The 19340-nt window shown below is 68.0% G+C and carries 20 protein-coding genes, 4 pseudogenes and 1 other annotated feature; of the genes and pseudogenes, 8 read left to right on the top strand and 16 right to left on the bottom strand.

The features are described from left to right. Positions 1–41: 41 nt before the first annotated feature. Complete coding sequence (locus MKD51_RS10030) at positions 42–611, bottom strand: dihydrofolate reductase family protein (RefSeq protein ID WP_240240154.1); 570 nt, start codon at positions 609–611, stop codon at positions 42–44. A gap of 164 nt (positions 612–775) precedes the next feature. Here MKD51_RS10030 and MKD51_RS10025 point away from each other — a divergent pair, with 164 nt between their 5' ends. After that, the gene (locus tag MKD51_RS10025) at positions 776–1087 is read left to right on the top strand and encodes a DUF6506 family protein (RefSeq protein ID WP_240240153.1); all 312 of its coding nucleotides are present in this window, start codon (positions 776–778) and stop codon (positions 1085–1087) included. A 135-nt stretch (positions 1088–1222) separates the two neighbouring features. On the opposite strand, the gene MKD51_RS10020 is transcribed toward MKD51_RS10025, so the two are convergent. From MKD51_RS10020 to MKD51_RS10010, 3 genes and pseudogenes are all read right to left on the bottom strand, one after another. Beyond that, positions 1223–1669 carry an AAA family ATPase gene (locus MKD51_RS10020; RefSeq protein ID WP_240240152.1) on the bottom strand — a complete coding sequence of 149 codons (447 nt, stop codon included), beginning with the start codon at positions 1667–1669 and terminating at the stop codon, positions 1223–1225. A gap of 76 nt (positions 1670–1745) precedes the next feature. Further along, a pseudogene (locus tag MKD51_RS10015) lies at positions 1746–2222 on the bottom strand (aldo/keto reductase); the annotation flags it as partial. A 7-nt stretch (positions 2223–2229) separates the two neighbouring features. Further along, the gene (locus MKD51_RS10010; RefSeq protein WP_240240151.1) at positions 2230–3048 is read right to left on the bottom strand and encodes a helix-turn-helix domain-containing protein; all 819 of its coding nucleotides are present in this window, start codon (positions 3046–3048) and stop codon (positions 2230–2232) included. A gap of 161 nt (positions 3049–3209) precedes the next feature. Between MKD51_RS10010 and MKD51_RS10005 the strand changes: the two genes are divergently transcribed. Further along, positions 3210–4025, top strand: a complete 816-nt coding sequence (locus tag MKD51_RS10005) for an alpha/beta fold hydrolase (RefSeq protein WP_240240150.1) — start codon at positions 3210–3212, stop codon at positions 4023–4025. Positions 4026–4280: 255 nt separating this feature from the next. Here MKD51_RS10005 and MKD51_RS10000 read toward each other — a convergent pair whose 3' ends face one another. The 8 genes and pseudogenes from MKD51_RS10000 to MKD51_RS09965 form a co-directional block, all read right to left on the bottom strand. Further along, the gene (locus MKD51_RS10000; protein WP_240240149.1) at positions 4281–4772 is read right to left on the bottom strand and encodes a GNAT family N-acetyltransferase; all 492 of its coding nucleotides are present in this window, start codon (positions 4770–4772) and stop codon (positions 4281–4283) included. Positions 4773–4839: 67 nt separating this feature from the next. Further along, positions 4840–5373, bottom strand: a complete 534-nt coding sequence (locus tag MKD51_RS09995; RefSeq protein ID WP_240240148.1) for a hypothetical protein — start codon at positions 5371–5373, stop codon at positions 4840–4842. Positions 5374–5564: 191 nt separating this feature from the next. Next, positions 5565–6812, bottom strand: a complete 1248-nt coding sequence (locus MKD51_RS09990; protein WP_240240147.1) for an IS256 family transposase — start codon at positions 6810–6812, stop codon at positions 5565–5567. A 120-nt stretch (positions 6813–6932) separates the two neighbouring features. Continuing rightward, positions 6933–7103, bottom strand: a pseudogene (locus tag MKD51_RS16355) (ISL3 family transposase); the annotation flags it as partial. A gap of 655 nt (positions 7104–7758) precedes the next feature. Beyond that, complete coding sequence (locus MKD51_RS09980; RefSeq protein WP_240240146.1) at positions 7759–8106, bottom strand: hypothetical protein; 348 nt, start codon at positions 8104–8106, stop codon at positions 7759–7761. Between the two features lie 42 nt (positions 8107–8148). Next, positions 8149–8550 (bottom strand): heme-binding protein, encoded by a 402-nt coding sequence (locus tag MKD51_RS09975; RefSeq protein ID WP_240240145.1) that lies wholly within the window; start codon positions 8548–8550, stop codon positions 8149–8151. Positions 8551–8592: 42 nt separating this feature from the next. Then, positions 8593–8751, bottom strand: a pseudogene (locus MKD51_RS09970) (formaldehyde dehydrogenase, glutathione-independent); the annotation flags it as partial. A gap of 166 nt (positions 8752–8917) precedes the next feature. Beyond that, complete coding sequence (locus tag MKD51_RS09965) at positions 8918–9229, bottom strand: antibiotic biosynthesis monooxygenase (protein WP_240240144.1); 312 nt, start codon at positions 9227–9229, stop codon at positions 8918–8920. Positions 9230–9336: 107 nt separating this feature from the next. Between MKD51_RS09965 and MKD51_RS09960 the strand changes: the two genes are divergently transcribed. Together MKD51_RS09960 and MKD51_RS09955 are read left to right on the top strand one after the other, a co-directional pair. Next, positions 9337–10278: a helix-turn-helix domain-containing protein gene (locus tag MKD51_RS09960; protein ID WP_087136509.1), complete on the top strand. Its 942-nt coding sequence runs from the start codon at positions 9337–9339 to the stop codon at positions 10276–10278. Between the two features lie 396 nt (positions 10279–10674). Continuing rightward, positions 10675–11076, top strand: a complete 402-nt coding sequence (locus tag MKD51_RS09955; RefSeq protein ID WP_240240143.1) for a transposase — start codon at positions 10675–10677, stop codon at positions 11074–11076. Here MKD51_RS09955 and MKD51_RS09950 read toward each other — a convergent pair. Both MKD51_RS09950 and uvrA read right to left on the bottom strand, forming a co-directional pair. Continuing rightward, positions 11043–12313, bottom strand: a protein-coding gene (locus tag MKD51_RS09950) for an IS3 family transposase (RefSeq protein WP_240240142.1) whose coding sequence is annotated in 2 segments (ribosomal slippage) — positions 11043–12022 and positions 12022–12313 — 1272 coding nt in all. Because the reading frame shifts where the segments join, the coding sequence is not laid out codon by codon here. The genes MKD51_RS09955 and MKD51_RS09950 overlap by 34 nt on opposite strands. Then, positions 11895–12022, bottom strand: a sequence feature (AL1L pseudoknot). It overlaps the preceding gene by 128 nt. Positions 12314–12477: 164 nt before the next feature. Then, a complete protein-coding gene (uvrA, locus tag MKD51_RS09945; protein WP_240240141.1) occupies positions 12478–14943 on the bottom strand; it encodes an excinuclease ABC subunit UvrA in 2466 nt (821 codons plus the stop codon). Positions 14944–14972: 29 nt separating this feature from the next. On the opposite strand from uvrA, the gene MKD51_RS09940 reads away from it, so the two are divergent. The 3 genes and pseudogenes from MKD51_RS09940 to MKD51_RS09930 form a co-directional block, all read left to right on the top strand. Beyond that, positions 14973–15149, top strand: a complete 177-nt coding sequence (locus tag MKD51_RS09940) for a hypothetical protein (protein WP_240240140.1) — start codon at positions 14973–14975, stop codon at positions 15147–15149. A 229-nt stretch (positions 15150–15378) separates the two neighbouring features. Further along, positions 15379–16038: a low temperature requirement protein A gene (locus tag MKD51_RS09935; RefSeq protein WP_240240139.1), complete on the top strand. Its 660-nt coding sequence runs from the start codon at positions 15379–15381 to the stop codon at positions 16036–16038. A gap of 135 nt (positions 16039–16173) precedes the next feature. Beyond that, a pseudogene (locus MKD51_RS09930) lies at positions 16174–16287 on the top strand (glutathione-dependent formaldehyde dehydrogenase); the annotation flags it as partial. 562 nt (positions 16288–16849) lie between these two features. Here the strand turns inward: MKD51_RS09930 and hxlA are convergent. Together hxlA and hxlB are read right to left on the bottom strand one after the other, a co-directional pair. Continuing rightward, positions 16850–17476 (bottom strand): 3-hexulose-6-phosphate synthase, encoded by a 627-nt coding sequence (gene hxlA, locus MKD51_RS09925; RefSeq protein WP_240240138.1) that lies wholly within the window; start codon positions 17474–17476, stop codon positions 16850–16852. A 43-nt stretch (positions 17477–17519) separates the two neighbouring features. Next, the gene (gene hxlB, locus MKD51_RS09920; RefSeq protein ID WP_240240137.1) at positions 17520–18116 is read right to left on the bottom strand and encodes a 6-phospho-3-hexuloisomerase; all 597 of its coding nucleotides are present in this window, start codon (positions 18114–18116) and stop codon (positions 17520–17522) included. An 83-nt stretch (positions 18117–18199) separates the two neighbouring features. Between hxlB and MKD51_RS09915 the strand changes: the two genes are divergently transcribed. After that, positions 18200–19006, top strand: a complete 807-nt coding sequence (locus MKD51_RS09915; RefSeq protein ID WP_240240136.1) for a helix-turn-helix transcriptional regulator — start codon at positions 18200–18202, stop codon at positions 19004–19006. The last annotated feature ends 334 nt before the right edge of the window (positions 19007–19340 follow it).

Raw genomic sequence — 19340 nt, 5'->3', positions numbered from 1 at the left:
CCGCGTCGATCCATGTGGCGCGGAGGGCCAAGGCAATCAGATCAAGCCGCAGCTCGCGTGGGCCGGAATCGCATGGCGACCGCTCCCGACCGGAACTCACGGCGGTCCACGAGCTCGAGCTGGATGCGCTCGCGCAGACCGGCGAGCAACGTCGGCCCGTGTCCGGCGATCACCGGCTGCACAAGGAACTCGTACTCGTCGATCAGTCCCAGATCTGCCAACGCCAGGGGGAGCGTCACGCCGCCCACCCACAGTCCTTCGCCCGACTCCTGCTTGAGCCGCTGAACCGCTGCCCCCAAGTCGCCCTGCACCTGCTCGGCATTCCAATCGACGCCGCTCAGCGTGCTCGACACGACGTGCTTCTTCGCCCGGTCCATGGCCTCAGCGAAGGCGATCTCGGACGCACCCATCCAGTCGGGCCACGTGCCCGCCGCCGGCTTCCGCCACGCCGACTCCATCATCTCGTAGGTCACCCGGCCGAAGAGCAGGGCATCGGCTCGCTCCATCTCGGCGGTCCAGTAGCGCATCGACTCCTCGTCCGGGGGGAGCCCCGCCTCGTGATGGCAGCAGCCGTCGAGCGTGACGTTGATCGAGTATCGAAGTGGTCTCATCTCGTGGCTCTCCTCTGACGCGCGCCGAGCGCACCGGAACGGTACGGCGCCGACCGTCAGCGCCATGCCTTCTCGTGCCTCGATCGCACCAACAGTAGGACGATCTGCTGACGTGCGGGGAGGCGAATGCAGAGGCGTGGGATGGCGGCGAGTCGGGGCCGATCGTGGCATTCCATCAGTGGGGATTCATCTACCTTGGCTCCGGCACCGAGGACCCGTCGCGGCAATGTGCTGTGATCGAGCACGGCGGTCTCCGGACCACGTTCGTCGCGGTACCTGATCGGGCGGCAGCCGTCACGGTCGCGGTCGACCTGGTCGCTGACGGCGCGCAGTCCTTGGAGCTGTGCGGCGCGTTCGGGCCGGCCGACGCGTCAGCGATTCTGGCAGCCACGGGTGGGCGGGTGCCGGTCGGAGTGGCTATGTATGGCATGGAGTCGGTGCCGAAGCTGGCGGCGCTCTTCGCCGATGAGCAGTAGGCGGGCCCCGCAGCGACTTCAAGGCGACCTGCTTGGAGACGCCGAGCGGTTCAAGGTCGAGCTCGTCGCCTCAGACCCAGTCCGGCAGTCGATCGCCGTTCGGAACCGCATCGTTCCGCCCGCGCTCGCCGCCTATCAGGGCTGCAGTGCGAGGCGCTGAACCGCGTCTGCCAGCTCCGACACCGAGCGCCGACCATCCAGTTCGACCGTCGCGCCCCGGCGCAGCAACGGCTCGACCGTATCGACGTAGCTCGCTACCTCCACCGCTTCTTCTTCCGACTTGCCATAGGGGTTGTTCACACGGGTCTTCAGTCGCTGCAGCAGCACCTCGAGCGGCGCGCTGAGCAACACCACGTGGTCGAAGCGGTCATAGAACCGGCCTTGGTTCTCTACGGTGCCGGACACGACGACATCGCGACGATCGGCCAGGAGCCGGGCCATCCGCGGTTCATCCCACATGCCGTTCGGGAGCGTCCAACCGTCGTGGTCGGTGTCGACCACGACGTGGCCGCGCCGCTGGAGTTCGTCGAGGACGGTCGACTTCCCTGCACCTGACATGCCGGTCACAAGAACTCGCGTCACGACCGCGACTGTAGTCCGAAGCCCTCGCTAACACGCCGGTCGCGGCCCAGCCAGCCGATCACCGATTGCCGATCCCTCACCGGGCGCACGGTGGGTGCTGCCGATGCACGCACCATGCGAGATGCGAGACTACCCGGCGATTTCGTTTGAGCTGTGCGAGGTCGTCGTCGGCAAGTGTGAGCGCAGCTCCAGCGATGTTCTCGTGCAGGTGCGCCACGGATGACGTGCCGGGGATCAGCAGGATGTTCGGTGACCGCTGTATCAGCCACGCGAGCGCACCCGACATCGAGGACGCGCCGAGGCGGGCGGCCACAGCGGAGAGCGCGTCGGCCTGCAGCGGGGTGAACCCGCCGAGAGGGAAGAACGGGATGTAGGCGACGCCTTCGCCGGAGAGACGATCGATGAGCGTGTCGTCCCACCGGTTCGCCAGGTTGTACATGTTCTGCACCGACACGATCGGTGCGATCGACTGCGCCTGGGCCACCTGCTCAGCAGTGGCGTTGCTCACGCCGAGGTGTCGGATCAACCCTTGCTGCTGCAGGCGCACGAGCGTCCGGACGTCACGATCCATCCAGCACGTTGCCTGCGTCAGGCGCTCGCACAGCTGCCGTTATCGGTGCGTCCCGCTCACCCCCGACGACTCCCGCGCTGACAGCGGGATCCGGGAGTTCGGCGTTCGGTGACCCGGGGCCCGGCGACGCGGGGTCCTGTGGCGCCGGATACCGCACGGCTGCGGGAAAGCAATGCAGCAGTCGGGCGAGCCGCGAGGTATCGCCCGCCGCCTCGGTGTCTGCCCGCTCGACGACGTCATGCAGCGCCGCACCAGCGAACACCAGATCGCGCAACGTCGCCGCCTCCGGCACGGTCAGCCACGCATCTGGTGCGGCGTGCTCACCGCGGTCCAACTCGAGGCGCCCGCCCGCAACGGTGATACGGAACCGATCGCCCGCGACGTCCAGCTGGCAGCGCAGCGACAACTCACCCGCCAGTGCCGGATCGAAGGTGGCGCGCAGGGCGAACAGGAGCGCGTCGACGCTCAGTTCCGCCGCGCCGTCCTCGGGCAGCGGTGCGCGGCTGCCCCACTGGGCGAGCGCGCGGAGCACGGGCTCCAGTTCCTCCCCGCGCTCGGTCAGTTCGTACACGGCGGCGGGCGCAGGCGGTCCCAGGCGCTTTCGCCGCACAAGGCCGTCGGCTTCGAGCTCGCGCAACCGCTGCGCGAGGACGTTCTGGCTCATCTGCGGCAGCCCGCGATGCAGGTCGGAGTAGCGCTTCGGGCCGAAGACCAGCTCCCGCACGACGAGCAACGCCCACCGCTCGCCGACCGCGTTCAGCGCTCGCGCGATGCCGCATGGGTCGTCGAACAGCCGCTTCTTGCTCATGCACCCAGCGTACTGTTGACAACAGGAGTGCATGCTCCTAATTTGGGAGTATCGGCAATGTGACCTCCGCCGCCGGCACCTCGGCTAGACGCGGCACATCGACAATCCTGGTCGACTTGCTCCGACGGTGACGATCACGCATCGAGAAACGGAGAGAAGCAATGAACGAGATGACACTTCGTGTGACGTCCGCCGACGGTACGAGGATCGCCTACGACCGGAAAGGCGCTGGCCCGGCGGTGATCCTCGTCGGCGGCACCCTAGACGATGGCGCTGAGAACGCGCCGCTGGCCCGGCTCCTTGCCAACCACTTCACGGTCTACAATTACGCACGACGCGGCCGGGGTGCCAGCGGCAATACGCCGCCGTACGCCTTGGCGCGGGAGTTGGAAGACCTTGACGCGCTGATTGCGACAGCCGGCGGCTCAGCTCACGTCTACGGTGCCTCATCTGGCGGCGCGCTCGCGCTAGAGGCAGCAGCGGCAGGTTCGGCGATCGACAAGATCGCGGTGTGGGATACGCCGTACGCGATCGGGGAGGACCTGCGGCCGAGGTTCAACCAGTATCTCGCGGACACCCACGAGGCATACAAAGCCGGCCGGGACGAGGAGCTCCTGGAACTGTTCATGAGGCTTACCGGCGGACCCGACGCGGACATCACGGCTGACAAACAGCACCCGCTCTGGGCCTCGTCCGTCGCGCTCGCCCACACGCTCGTCAAGGACGCCATGGTCCTCAATGACTACAAGATCCCCACGAACCGACTTGCCCGCATCACTCAGTCGGTCCTGGTGATCACCGAGGGTCAGATCACCGACCCCCAGTTGGCAGGCATGCCGACCGACTTCTTCGACCGCGCCGCGAAAGCGATAGCCGCTGCCATCCCTCAGACCGAACGACACGCGCTCGACGGGCAGGGACACGTCGTCGGCCACGAAGTCATGGCCCGTGTACTGAAGACGTTCTTCAACCAGTAACCCGTCGACGGATCGGGCGGCGACCGTGGGTCGCTTCGGAACGCAGGCACATCGACCACGGGCGGGGAGTGAAACCAGCCGTACGACTGGGGGTACTACTCACCTGACTGGATATCGGGGATACCAACTCGCGTCGTGTGCTGGCGCCGCTGGGGGAACGGTGGTCGGATTGTCGGTCGGCTTGATGGCGCGCCAACAGGCTGACGGTACGGCTCTCGGTCGCGGATTCGGGGCGGTCCCAACTGCGCGATCGCTCTACTCGTTCGACAGGTCCTTGAAGTAGCGGGCGACCGGCCACCGCTCGAAGCCGTCCGCTTCGTACGCCCGGCGCGCCGGTTCGTGACCGGGATCGTCACCGGTCTCGACCATCACCATGCTCATCCCCGCGGCCCTCGACCGCTCGATCGAGTGATCGAGGAGAGCCCGGCCGACGCCGCGCCGTTGCAGGTCCGGTTCGACGGCGAGCACGTAGACCTCGCCCATGCTGTCCTCCGGATGCGTCCGCGTACACACCCAACCCGCCACTCGGGAGTTGAGGAAGCCGACGTCGACGTTCCCCGGCTCCTCATCGAGGACCGCTGCAAGGTCGGCGTACTGCCGCACGCGCCAGCCATTCGGGTAGAAAGCCCGATAGACGAACGGCGACACCGCTTCCTCGGTCAGTGGGAGGACCGGCTCCCACGCCCGCAGCGCCAGAGCGAGCAGATCCTCTCGGTCGTCCGATGAGAAAGGAGAAATGCGCAGCATGACTCCACGCTATGCCCGGCTCGGCGTGCCGGCGGAGGCGGCGGGCGGCGTCTCGTGAGGGGATCCGTCAGCGTGCCACATCGAGGAGGGCAATCGCGGGCCCGTAGCGCGCTTGGGCGACAGTGTGGTCGCGCAGGAGGTCGGTGGCAGCTCGAAAGAGGATCGCGCGAAGCAGCAGCTGGTGCGCGTCTTCGTCGGTGACCAGCCTTGCCGTATGCGGTGACGCCTTTTCGAAGCACACCGCGTCCACGACCAAGATCGCGGTGGCGTACTCGACGGGTCGGAAATAGGGACTCAGGTCGATGATCGCTGGCGGCTGGCATGGTTCAAGAAGGACGTTTCCGGTGAGGTCGCCATGTATCAGCGTTCTTGTCCCGTCCGGTCGCGCGCGCCGCCCGGCTAACGCCTGCAACCAGCGGGGCGCGCCCCTCGGCAACCCGTCTTCCTCCCATGCGATCCGATCCGCCGCCGCCCAGGGATCGACTCTCGCCTGCACCCACGCGGGCTCAGTGACCCGTTCGAGTTCATGGCGGAGGGACCGTCCGGCCGCCGCGATGTCGGCCCATCGTCCGTGGCGGTGGGTTCCGGCCAGAAACGGCATCGCCGACCACCCGTCAACGAGGATGCGACCGTCTGCTGCTCGGATAGGGCGAGCGGTGCGCACGGACGTCGTAACCGGTAGCGACTCCAGCCATTCCAACTCGACGGCAGAGCGGTGAGGCTTCAGCACGAGGTCTCCCGCGAGGGTCAAGTCCCCGGTAGTGGTGTAGCGGTGTCCTTCGTTCTGGCTGGTTAGGCGGAGAGCTGGAGGGCGGGTTCGGTAGTCACCTCGCTACCGGTGTCGGCCACGAGTGTGAGGCGGCTCTTGGCGAGCATCTCGAGGCCGAGGTAGCGGCGCCCTTCGGCCCATTCGTCGGTCTGCTCCGCCAGGACCGCGCCGACCAGGCGGGTGATGGCGTCGCGGTTTGGGAAGATGCCGACGGAGTCGGTGCGGCGACGGATCTCGCGGTTCAGGCGCTCGTTCGGGTTGTTCGACCAGATCTGCTGCCAGAGGCCTTCGGGGAACTGCGCGAAGGCGAGGATGTCGGCGCGCGCCGCGTCGAGGTGCTCGAACGCGTCGGGCAGCTTCCCGTCGAGGTAGTCGAGCAGTCGATCGAACTGAGCGTGGACGGCGTCTCGGTCTGGCTGATCGTAGACGGAGTGCAGCATCGCCTTCACGGCTGGCCAGAGGTTCTTGGGCGTGACGGACATGAGGTTCACCGCGTAGTGCGTTCTGCAGCGCCGCCAGCTGGCCCCTGGGAGGTTCGCGGCGATCGCCTCCACCAGGCCCTGGTGGGCGTCGGAGGTGACCAGTCGCACGCCGGTCAGCCCGCGGGCGACAAGGTCGGCGAAGAAGCTGTTCCAGGCCGGCCCGGTCTCGCTGGTGGCCACGCGCATGCCGAGCACATCGCGGCGCCCGTCGGCGTTGACGCCGGTAGTGACCAGCACGACGGCATTGATCACGCGCCCGCCTTCGCGGACCTTCATCGTGAGCGCGTCGGCGGCGACGAACGTGAATGGTCCCGCCTCATCCAGCGGCCGGTGCCGGAACTGCTCGACGTGCTCGTCGAGATCGGCCGCCATGCGCGAGACCTGCGACTTCGACAGCGAGTGGATGCCGAGCGTCTTCACCAGCTTGTCCATCCGCCGGGTGGAGACGCCGGCGAGGTAGCAGTCGGCGACGACGGTGATCAGCGCGGTCTCGGCACGCTTGCGCCGCTCGAGCAGCCAGTCAGGGAAGTAGGTGCCCTGCCGCAGCTTCGGGATCGCGACATCGACGGTGCCGACGCGCGTGTCGAGCGGGCGGTGCCGGTAGCCGTTGCCATGCGTCGCGCGGTCGGGGCTGGGCTGGCCCCATTCGGCGCCGACGACCGCGTCGGCGTCGGCGGACAGCAGCGCGTTGATCATCGTCTGCAGCAGCGAGCGCATCAGATCCGGCGACGCGTCGGTTAGGGCTTCTGCCAGCACGCCGGCAGGGTCGACAATATGAGGAGCGGTCATCGTGTTGATGCCTTTCGAGTGGGTTGTAGGAGATTCCTCGAAGGATCACACGGTGACCGCGCTCACGTCGGTAGCGACGAGCCCGGTCACCGAGCGTTACACCACTATGCGGGACTTAACTTCGCTGCCGCACCGTCGGCACCACTGATCTGGTTCCACCACGCGGCACGCGAGGACCGCACGATCCGGTTCAAGTCGTTGCCCGGTCACGCTCAGACCGAGGCCGTCGAGTCGAGCGAAGGCGGTCAGGTCAGGGCGGCCGAAGCCGGCCGGCGGGGTAGCGTCGGACACGTCGAGGTCTTTCCGATGGATGGCGTAGGAACCTCCGTCGTCGGGAGACCTCGACGTCTATCTGCGGACCGACGCGCCCGGCCGACCTACACCGTCATCTGGGAAGACCCCCCAAAGGCGCAGGAACTTGCGGTGTGCGTGTTGCGGGTCGGTGAGGCCGTCGATGCGGAACGCATGGCCCACTACCTGCACTAGGACGAAGTCCTCGTTGCAGTTCAGCAGGACCGAGTCCACGGTCAGCGGCCACGTAGACCCGTAGTCACCGGCGCTGACTTCCTTCGACTCTCCGAACCCCTTCTCCGGGGAGCAAGAGCACAGGAGGGAGACGACCACGAGGGACACAAGCAGGCAACGCACGCCGGAACCCTACGCAGTGATCTGGACAGGTTGCGGACCGAGGGGCGTCCGCTCATCGGCTATGTCCGGACGTCCCCACTTGCCGATCCCTATCCGGGGCGCTCTGGCCGATACCTTGACCCTGTCGCTCCTTAAGCCCGAAGTGTCATTGGCGAGTTCGAGAACGGTGACCGCATGGTCACTGTGGCCAAGTGGCGCGACGGCGCGATCGCCGAGGAGTACATCTGGGCCTGACGGGCCCCTTGCGCTGTCGCTCCATGGCGTGGCGACGTGACCCAGAACTCGCCAGGGTCGCGCCTCAGGCCGCCCTGAGGACGTCGACCAGCGTTGTGGTGGGCCGGCCGATGAGCTGGCCCAGAATCGGGTCGACCAGGTCGAGCGGGCCTTCGGCGATACTGGTGTCGATCGCCGCGACGAAGCCCGCGGTCTCCTCGTCGAGGCCGGCTTGCACCATCGCGGCAACCACGTCGGCCGCCGCAACCGGCTGGTAGACGACCTCGCTGCCAGTGACCTGCCCGAACGCGTCGGCGATGTCGGCGTAGGACAACGCCGTGTCGCCGGTGAACTCGTAGACCTTGCCCTCGTGGCCGTCGGTGGTGAGGACCTTGGCGGTGCCATCGGCGAAGTAGTGACCGGGCGCGACCACTCTCCAGAGGGTCGCGCCCGGTGACGTGTTGTGCGCGCTGGACTACAGAGCGGCCTGGGCCGCAAGGGCGACGCTCTGGTCTTGTTCACCGGAGCCACCGCTGACTCCCACGCCGCCTACGACAACGCCATCGCGCGACAGTGGGACACCGCCAGCGAAGATCGCAACGCGTCCTTCGTTGGTGGCGTGAATCCGGAAGAACTGCTGGGTGGGCTGCGAGTTGTCGCCCAGGTCCTTGGTCTGGATGTCAAAAGCCTTGGAGGTCCACGCCTTGTTGATCGAGATGTCAATGCTCCCGATCCAGGCACCGTCCTGACGTACGTGGGCGATTAGGTTCCCGCCGGCGTCGACAACGGCGATGTTCATCGGCTGACCGAGTTCATCCGCCTTTTTCTCGGCTGCGGTGATGATCGTGCGCGCATCGGCGAGGGTGAGTGCTGACATGTTGATGGCTCCTAGTTGGTTGCTGTTGAGTAGGCAGGCGTCTCATGCCGAGACGTAGCCGTGAGGATTAAGGACGTACTTGGTCGCTGCTCCAGCGTCGAACTCCGCATACCCAAGGGGGGCGTCCTCCAAGGTGATGGGGGTGGCGTCGACGGCGTCGGCAATATTTACCTTGTCGTGCAAGATCGCCATCATGCGCTGGCTCTCTCGATGACCACCGGTGAACCAGTGCCGCTCCAGGCTTGCGCCTGGTGTTGCCTGGCCCCCCCTCGTGATCGGCCCGTCGGGGATCGTCAACGTGGTGCGGGCGTCGAGGCGGTCGGGTCCGACGGCTCGGCGGGGCGCGATCGTCTCGTGCGTTGGCGGACTACGGGAGCTTGGACGCGAGGACGTCGGCCGCCAGGATCTCGGGTGCTGCGCCGAGGAGGTGCTGGTTGGCCATCAGGGCTGCGACGATGGCGCCGTTGGCGTGGGCGTCGCGAGCGGCCTCGTCGGGGAATGCATCGAAGATCCAGAAGGTGTCGGCGTGGGTCCTGACCGCGAACCAGACAATCGTTCCTACTTCTTCGTTGGCGAGTGCGACAGCGCCGGCGAGCAGATCGGCGACCGCGGCGTGCTGTCCATCGGCCGCGACGATCTTGGCGACGAAGGCATACGGAAGTGATGCGGGTGTGGACATGAGGGGTTCTCCTAGGTGTCGGGGTTCTTCGTGGGGCGAGTTCAGCGTATGACGAGCGAGGGCCGATGGGGAGTGGCGTATACGGCAGTATTGCTATTGTTTACGTCATGCGTATCGGACTGATCGCGATCGACGGCTGCTTCGGTTCGGCTATCGCGTCGATCATCGACATCGTGCGGGTGGCCGACGGAGCCCGCGGCGATGTCGACCCGCGGATCGACCCGATCGAACTCGCCATCCTCGGACCGAAACGGCGAGTGACCACGACGGCATCGATGACCCTGTCGGTGGACCACCCGCTGCCGGAGTCCGGAGAGTTCGACGTGGTCGTCGTCCCTGCGCTTGGAACCCTCACGGCCGCCGCGACCCACGACGCCCTCCAGAGTCGAGATGCTCGTTCGGTCATCGCCTCACTCGGGCGCCTCGACGACGCGACCACCCGGATCGCCGCGGCGTGCACCGGCGTGTTCGCCGTCGCCGAGACCGGACGGATGCATCATCGGCGGGCGACGACCAGCTGGTTCCTGGGGCCGGAGTTCCGGAAGCGCTATCCGACCGTCGCCCTCGATCTCGACACCATGGTCGTGGTCGACGGGAACCTCGTCACCGCCGGCGCCGCCTTCGCCCACATCGACCTCGCGCTCTCACTCGTGCGATCGATCAGCCCCGACCTGGCCCAACATGTCGCCAAGCTCCTCATCATCGACGAGCGCCCGTCGCAGGCGGCTTTCGTCGCCTACGAACATCTCCGGCACGAGGACCCGATCGTCGTCGAGTTCGAACGCTTCGTGCGCGCCCGCCTGGACGAACCGTTCAACGTCGCCTTCGTCGCGCAGTCGCTCGGCACCAGCCGGCGCACCCTCGAACGACGAGTCCGTGCGGCGCTCAACCTCACTCCGCTCGGCTTCGTCCAACGGCTTCGCACCGAACGAGCTCGACACCTCTCAGCAACCACGGACCTCACCTCCGCCGAGATCGCGCTACGGGTCGGCTACGCAAACGCCGAGACTCTGCGCTCCCTCCTGCGCAGGGAGCGACGCCGTTCCTGACCTATCGCATGCCTGTAGCTTGTGTCCTAGCGCTCGGTTGGAACCACCTCTCAGCACGTCGCGTCGACGCTCCTGCGTCGCCCCTGGACTACCCACTCGACACGCCCGCAGCACAGCCCATGTGACGTGCCCCGGCTTCCCGGACGGTCGGGGTTGGGTGGCTGTGATGTCGCTGCGTTCTCGTCGAGAGGGTCAGCAGACCCGATCAGAGCCGATTGGGATGAGCCGCGAAGGCGGTTAGGTCAGGGCGGCCGAAGCCGGCCGGCGGGGTAGCGACGGGCACGTCGAGGTCTTTCGGATGGATGGCGTAGGAACCTCCATCGTCGGGAGACCTCGACGTCTATCTGCGGACCGACGCGCCCGGCCGACCTACACCCTCATCTGGGAAACGCGCACGTGGAGCAGAAGAACGCCGACATCGTGCGCCGATTCGCGTTCCACTACCGCTACGACACCGCGATGGAGCTGCGGCTGCTGAACGAGCTCTACGACCTGGTGCGGATCCGCTTCAACATGTTCACCGCCACCACCAAGGCGATCGGCTGGCGCGTCAACCGCAACGGCAAGGCCACCCGCGTCTACGACGCGCCCCGCACCCCGTTCCAGCGCGTGATCGAAAGCGGCATCCTCAGCGACCAGAAGCGGGCCGAGCTCGAGGCGATCTTCGAAGCCACCAACCCGGCCGAGTTGACCCGCCGGATCGTCGACATCCAGACCCGCCTCATCCACCTCGCCGCAGCCAAGACCGGTGAATCGCCCCGGGTTCAGTGGAGGGCGAGTTCTCCCAGCATCGGCTGACGCTGGTAGTTGATCTCACGGTAGTACGCGTTCTCCATCTCGATCGGCGTGAGGTATCCGATCGATGAGTGGAGCCGGTTCTCGTTGAACCAGTGGACCCAGGAGAGCGTCGCGAGCTCGAGCTCGTCGACGGTCCGGAACGGGCCGTCGAGCTTCACGCACTCGGTCTTGTAGAGCCCTACGACCGACTCGGCCAGGGCGTTATCGTACGAGTCGCCTACCGTGCCGATCGAGGCGATCGCACCGGCATCGGCGAGCCGCTCGGCGTAGCGAATCGCTGTGTATTGCGACCCGGCGTCCGAGTGCTGCACGACGCCCTCGACGACTTCGCCGGCGCGGTCGCGCACCCAGAGCGCCATCTCCAGCGCGTCCAGCGGCAGTTCGGTGGGCATGCGGCCCATCGTCCGCCAGCCGACGATGCGGCGGGAGAACACGTCGGTGACGAACGCGGTGAACGCCATGCCGCACCAGGTCGGCACGTACGTGAAGTCCACCACCCAGAGCGCGTTCGGCCGCTCGGCGTGGAAGACGCGCTGCACGTGATCCGGCGGCCGCACGGCCGCCTCGTCGGGGCGGGTGGTGACGAACCGCTTACCGCGTCGCACGCCCTGCAGGCCCGCCTGCCGCATGAGCCGCTCGACCGTGCAGCGCGCGACGACGTGGCCCTCGCGGACCAACAGGCGCCAGATCTTCCTGGCGCCGGAGATGCCGCGGCCGAGCGTGCGATCCCAGAAGACCCGCTCGATCGCGACCAGCAGTTCCGCATCGCGCAGCGCCCGCTGCGAGGGCGGTCGCTGTTTGAAGGCGTAGTTGCCGGACGGCGCGATCGGCACGCCGTGCTCGGTGAGCACGCGGCAGATCGGCGCGACGCCGAACCGGTCTCGGTGGTCGTCCACGAACGCGACTACCAGGGCAAACGCGGGTCGAGCTCCCGCGCGAAGAAACTCGAGGCCGCCAACAGGATCTCGTTCGCACGCTTGAGCTCGCGCACCTCAGCCTCAAGATCCTTGATGCGCTTCGCATCCGTGGCGGTCACGCCGGGGCGCTCGCCCGAATCGATCGCGGCCTGCTTCATCCAACCGCGGAGCGTGTCGGGGTTCACGCCCGTGCGCTGTCCGATCCGCACCACCGCCGCGTTCAGCGACAGCTCCGGATCCTCCTTGCGCGCCTCCTGCACGAGCCGCATGGCCCGCTCCCGCAACTCCTGCGGGTACTTCTTCGGTGCTGGCATGGCCATCATCCTCTCGGGGAATCAGACCCTCCACCAGAACCGGGGCGATTCAGGCGCTGCTGGCAAGACCACCTCGCCTACGACCCCGACCGCCACAACGCCCTCCAACGCATCCTCAACGAACACACCCCCAAGGCCGCCTGACGCTACAGGGGTTGACACAGGGCAACTCATGAGTCTGCTCGTGGTCGATGAGTCAGCCGGCGCGCAAGGTACGGCGCCGTGGCACTGCCCTCGGCCGAGGCGACGTCGGTCGGGGTGCCGGTAGCGACCACCCTTCCACCCGCGTCGCCGCCGCCGGGGCCGAGGTCGATGACCCAGTCTGCGGTGGCGATCGTGTCGAGGTCGTGCTCGACGAGGACGACGGTGTTGCCGGCCTCGACGAGCAGGTGCAGCTGTCGCAGCAGCAGGGCGATGTCGGCAGGGTGGAGGCCCGCCGTCGGTTCGTCGAGCAGGTACAGCGCGTGGCCGCGGCGAGCGCGCTGCAGCTCGGTGGCCAGCTTGATGCGCTGCGCCTCACCGCCGCTGAGCTCCGTCGCGGGTTGGCCCAGCCGCAAGTACCCCAGCCCCACCTCGCGCAGCGTCTCGAGGCTCCGGGAGGCCGCGGGGACGTCCGCAAGGAACCTCGCCGCGTCGTCGACCGTCATCGCCAGCACGTCGGCGATGGTCCTGCCCTCGTAGGTCACCTCCAGCGTCTCGGCGTTGTAACGGGAGCCATGACAGGTCGGGCACGCCGCGTAGGTGCCTGGCAGGAACAACAGCTCGACAGCAACGAAGCCCTCGCCCTGACAGGTCTCGCACCGGCCCTCGGCGACGTTGAAGGAGAACCGACCGGCGCCATAGCCGCGGGCCTTCGCCTCGTCCGTCGCTGCATACAGCTTGCGCACCGCGTCGAACATCCCCGTGTACGTCGCCAGGTTGGACCGCGGCGTACGCCCGATGGGGCGCTGGTCGACCAGGACGAGACGGTCGAACGACTCGAGTCCCGACGCGTCCTCCACGTCGACCTCGAGGTCGGCCTGGTCGGGGTCCTCGGGCGCCAGGCCCAGATGGCAGCGCACGAGCTCGGCGAGCACCTGCGTGACCAGCGTCGACTTCCCCGACCCGGAGACGCCGGTGACCGCCGTCAGCACGCGGAGCGGGATGTCGACCGAGACGTCGGTGAGGTTGTGGCGGGAGACGCCGCGCAGGTGCAGGTGGCCGTGCGGGGACCGCGGGGTGTGGTCGAGGGGCTCGGCGCGCCCGAACAGGTACTTGCTCGTGGCGGACTCCTCGACGTCCTCCAGGCCGGCCACCGGGCCGCTGTAGAGCACCCGACCACCGCCCTCCCCGGCGCCCGGCCCGATGTCGATGACCCAGTCCGCGCGGCGTACGACGTCCATGTCGTGCTCGACCACGAAGAGTGAGTTGCCCGACGCCTTGAGCCGGGCCAGCACGTCGAGCAGGGGCTCGGCATCGGCCGGGTGCAGGCCGGCCGAGGGCTCGTCCAGCACGTAGACGACCCCGAACAGGCCGGACCGCAGCTGGGTCGCGATGCGCAGGCGCTGGGCCTCGCCGGGCGACAGGGTCGTCGAGGAGCGCCCGAGGCTGAGGTAGCCCAGGCCGAGGTCGAGCAGCACCTCGACGCGCGCGACCAGGTCGGCGCAGATCCGTACCGCCACCTCGTTGGTCTCCTCGGGCAGCTCGGCGACGGGCCGCAGGACAGCGACCACGTCGGCGAACGACATCGCGTTGACCTCGGCGATGGAGCACCCGGCAACGGTGACCGCGAGCGCCTCCGGCCGCAGCCCGCTGCCGTGACACTCAGGACAGGCCACGCTGCGCACGAACCGCAGCGCCCGTTCGCGCATCCGCTCGCTCGTGGAGTCGGAGAGCACGTGCATGACGTGCTTGCGGGCGCTCCAGAACTTCCCGTAGTAGCCGTGGTCGATGCGGTCCCGTTGGGGTTTGATCAGCACCGATGGCTGCTCGTCGGTGAAGAGCAGCCAGTCCCGGTCCTGCTTCCTCAGCCTGCTCCAGGGCTTCTCGATGTCGATGTCGAGACCACTCACGATGCTGCGGAGGTTGGCACCCTGCCAGGCACCGGGCCAGGCCGCGATCGCGCCGTCGCGGATGCTCAGCGACGGGTCCGGGACGAGGAGGTCCTCGGCCACGTCGTGCACGACGCCCAGCCCGTGGCAGCGCAGGCAGGCACCGGCGGCGGTGTTCGGCGAGAAGGCTTCGGCGGCCAGGTGCGCGGCACCCGACGGGTAGCTCCCCGCTCGTGAGTAGAGCATCCGGAGCAGGTTCGACAGCGTCGTGATCGTGCCGACCGTCGACCGCGAGCTGGGCGCACCACGCCGCTGCTGGAGGGCCACGGCCGGCGGGAGTCCGGTGATCTCCTGCACGTGCGGCGCACCGACCTGTTGCAGCAGCCGACGGGCGTACGGCGCAACCGACTCGAAGTAGCGGCGCTGCGCCTCGGAGTACAGCGTGCCGAAAGCAAGCGACGACTTGCCGGATCCGGAGACCCCGGTGAAGGCGACCATGGCGTCGCGGGGGATGTCGACGTCGACGTCGCGCAGGTTGTGCTCGCTGGCGCCCCGCACGTGCACGAAGGTGTCGCTCGGGTCGTAGGTCACGATCCATCTTGACACGCTGCGCGCGTGGAGGAGAATCCCGGGACATGACCTCCTACCGGTTCCTGGACGCCATGGGTGACGTCGTCGAGGAGGGTGACTTCGAGGACCACGCGGCCGCGCTCGCCTGGGCGAGGGACGGCGACCACGACGAGGACGTGCAGCGGGTCGAGTACCTCGGGCCGCAGGACGACTGGCGCTGGGCGGGTCCGCTGCTCGACTGACAACGTTCGCCATCGAGGGCGCCGAGGGAATGTACGCGTACGGCGACGCGCTACGCCGCAGCTCTTGACCGAGTCGAGAAAGGGTCGGTGGGCAAGACTGCGAGGGTCACTGGCCGAGATGCGCTGACTCCTGGGCTGCGCCCGTGCCTTGCGGTCGGAGGACCCCGGTGATCGACTGAGGGCAACGACGCTGCTCCTGCGCCGTCCCGATCCCGTCAGAAGGGCATCGATGGATGTGAATAGCGCCGAGCCGGGCACCGAGAAGGACGACCGGACCACAGACGCCCTGGAGCTGTTCTTCGACCTGGTCTTCGTGTTCCCGATGTCCCAGGTCACCCAACTGATGCTTGCCGAGAGTTCGTGGCTGGGACTCGGACGAGGCGCGTTGGCGTTGACAGCAGTGTGGTGGACCTGGGTCTGCTACGCCTGGCTGACCAACAGCACCGGCGATGCCGGAGTGGCGGCGCGGGTCCTGACTATTGCCGCCATGGCAGCGATGCTGGTCGCCGGCATCGCGCTACCAGATGCTTTCGGCGATCGGGCTCTGGTCTTCGCGGTGGCCTTCCTGTGTGTGCGGCTCGTGCACCTGGTGCTCCTGGCACTCGAGACCTGGCACAGCCGCGAGCAGCGATCAGCGGCCATCCATCTGATGCCCAGCCTGTTGGCCGGACCCTGCCTCGTCCTGCTCGCGGCGTTCCTCGATGCGCCGTACCGGGAGCTGGTGTGGATCCTCGCCGCGCTGATCGACCTCGGCGGCCCGCTGGTTGTCGGAGTCGGGGGACTTCGCGTGCTGCCCCGCTACTTCGTCGACCGGCACGGGCTGATCATCATCATCGCCCTTGGCGAGACCATCGTCCAGGTCGGGACCGGCGCCAACCCCGAGGCCTGAGTCAACCGGGCGTACTTACAGCGGTCATCCTGGCGGTGCTCATCGCCGGCCAGCTCTGGTGGTCCTACTTCGGCCTCACCGACGCTGCCCAGGCACGACTTGTGTCCACCCACGGGCTAGAGCGGACCCGGCTACCCACTCGGCGTGCTGGACCTGCGCACCCACCGGCTCTCGCTGGAGGACGGGCCCGGGGCGTACGAGGCCTTCCAGAAGACGCAGGACGGCGCGATCAAGGTCGTCCTCGACCCCACCATCCCGGCCAACGCCGGCACGGCCCTTGCTGCCCGCCCTGGCGGCCAAGCCTTCCGTGACATCCGTGGTGGGCGTCGCCCGCCGGCCCTCGGACCGGCGGCCGGCGCCCTCGACGAAAGGAGGGGGCAGCGCCGACGTTGACGGCGCTCAGGTACACGTCCGCGGACCTGCTCGCTGAGATTCCCCATCCGTGTGTCTCCACCAGGACGGCGGGGCTCCTTCGACGACGGTGGTCTGGGAGGACCAGCCATCCGAAATCGAAGGAGCCCCGCCGTCGTGGAGACAAGGCGAGCGTGCAGGATGCTCCAGGTCGTCCCGACGTTGCCTTTCGTTGCGGTGGTCTGTCCCGGGGGGGGGTGTCGACACGAGTTTTCGTGGGCAGCACCTTGGCTCCGCACTGGGCTCGTGGCCCTCTGATTCTGAATGTCTTAGGACGCAAGTCTCAGCCGGGCCACGAGCCCTCATGCGTCACGACGCGACCGGCAAGATCACCACGAACCTCGCAGAGTCGTCCTTCAGGCGGGAGCTCGACCCACAGGTCAGCGGGTCGGAGGCTTCCTCAGGCGGTGACTGCCTGGCGCACGGCTGCGGCGGCGGACGCCGGGTCCTCGGCGGAGTAGATTGCGCTGCCGACGACGGCGACCTGGGCACCGGCGGACTGGACGGCGCCGATCGTGCTGGGTGAGACGCCTCCGGCGACCGAGAACGGGACGCCGGCCTCCTTGCCCGCGGTCAGCAGGGTGTCCAGGGAGTACCCGTCCTGGGCCTGTTCGTCCAGCCCGGCGTGGATCTCGACGAAGGTCGCGCCCAGCTCGGTGACCTCGCGGGCGCGGGTCACCTTGTCCTTGACGCCGATGAGGTCGACCACGACGCTCTTGCCGTGGGCGCGCCCGGCGCCGACGGCGCCCTTGATGGTGCTGTTGTCGGCGACTCCGAGGACGGTGACCAGGTCGGCGCCGGCCTCGAACGCGAGGTTGGCCTCGAGGTCGCCGGTGTCCATGATCTTCAGGTCGGCGAAGATCTGCTTGTCCGGGTGCGCGTTCTTCAGCGCGGTGATCGCGGCGGTACCCTCGGACTTGATCAGGGGGGTGCCCAGCTCCAGGATGTCGACGCTGGGGGCTGCGGCGGCCGCAAGCTCCAGCGCCTTCTGGGTAGTGGTGGTGTCGATGGCGAACTGGATCTTCATGGGGATTCCTTTCGGTGGAGTGTGAGAAGTCGGCGGTGGAGCATCACTCGAGGTTCGCGTGGCGGGCCTTGAGCTGGTCGCGGTCCTGCCCCGAGCGGTGCCACAAGACGGCGAAGAGTGCGTCGCCGACGACCAGCACGCTCTGCTCGAACAGCGAGCCGGCGTACTGGGCGGTGACGCGGCTGCTGCGGTCGGACTTGGCGGCCGCCGGGACGACGACCGTGGTCGTGGCGAGCGCGGCCAGCGGGGAGGCGTCGTCCGTGGTCAGCGCCAGGACCTCACCTCCGGCCGAGCGTGTTGCCTCGGCGACGCGCACCACGGAGCCGGTGGTGCCGGAGCCGCTGGCGGCGATCAGCAGGTCGCCCTCGCCGAGGGCGGGGGCGGTCGCCTCACCGACCACGTGGGCCTCGAGGCCCAGGTGCATCAACCGCATCGCGACCATCCGCAGCGCGATGCCGGAGCGTCCGGCGCCGTGTACGAAGACGCGCCGGGCACCGCGGATGCGGTCCGCGGCAGCTTCCAGGGCGGCTGTCTCGTCGTGCTGGATCCGAGCCGCAACGCCGCTGATCTCCTCGGCGATCTGCACAACTGTGGAGGTGCTCGATGACGCACAGGGGGCGGTTTGAACTGTGGTGCTCATGCCCTTCACGGTAGGAGCGCGGGGCGGTCCGCACCTCTACCCGGAGGCGGAGGGTGCCCACCCGTCCGGGTAGGCTCGGGCGGATGGAGGCGCCCCAGAGTGACCGTTCCGAGACCGGAAGGGATCCGGACCGGTTCGCCGTCGCGATCCGGTCCCTGCTCGCGATCCTGCGCTCCGACCGGCTGACCGACCGCGTGGCCCGTGTCGAGGCCGAGCAGCTGGCGACCCGAACGATGATCGCGCTGCGCGAGACGGTCGAGGCGGAGCAGGCCGAGGCGTTCGAGCCGGCGGTCGGTGCGTTCGAGAAGCTGAAGGACGAGCTGGCCCCGCTGAACCGGTTCGGCGACATGGCGATTGAGTTCATCCCACCGCCCGCCACGGGCCGCGCGGTCCCGGCCCCGACCGCGCGCGCCGCCCGGGCGGCGGTCCGGAACGCGCTGCTGGTACATCTCGACGCCGGCGACGTCACACGTGAGCGCATCGAGTGGGCCTGCGACGGCACCAACCTGCTGGTCAATATGCACGACGACGGTCCCGGGCAGGTGCGGCGCGAGGATGACGCGCTACGACCCGTCGCCGAGCACGTCGAGTCCGCCGGCGGCACCTGGGACCTCGACTCCACGCCCGGCTGGGGATCGCACCTGCAGATCGTCTTCCCCCTAGACCCGCCCGCGCCAGCGACCGGGACCGCTCTCGAGGATCTCACCCCCCGGCAGCGGCAGGTCGTCGTCCTGATCGCCCAAGGCATGACGAACCCTGAGGTCGCCGATCATCTCGGGATCAGTGCCAACACGGTGAAGTTCCACGTGCGGCAGGCCATGCGGCACCTCGGTGCGTCTCGCCGCAGCGAACTGGCCGCACTCGCCGCCAGTGGAGGCAACCCTGCCTGAACGACGGTGCACCGGGGAACGCGGCGCCTAGACGGTATGGAGTAACGCACGATCCGGTGTGTCAGAAAGGGTCGCAGAACCTGCGGACGCGCGATTAATTCTGAGACGCGTTGTGGACGCGAAAAGAGTCGTAGTTTGTGGCTTTCGCCGTTAAGTGGCGGGGTGCTGTGGATGCTCCGTGGCGGTTTCAACTTTAGGTGGGTGCTGCCGTGACTCACGGCCCGTAAGCCGATCCCTTAGCGAGTCACGATGATGTGGAGAGCGCTCGCCGCCGTCCGCGCCCAACGACACGGGCCGTGCATCCCATCTTCGCTCCTGGAACACAGCGACCGCA

This window comes from Agrococcus sp. ARC_14, assembly GCF_022436485.1.
In the GTDB taxonomy this organism is placed as follows: domain Bacteria; phylum Actinomycetota; class Actinomycetes; order Actinomycetales; family Microbacteriaceae; genus Agrococcus.
Note: the sequence above shows the minus strand (reverse complement) of the source record. Positions and strands in the feature narration are given on the sequence as shown.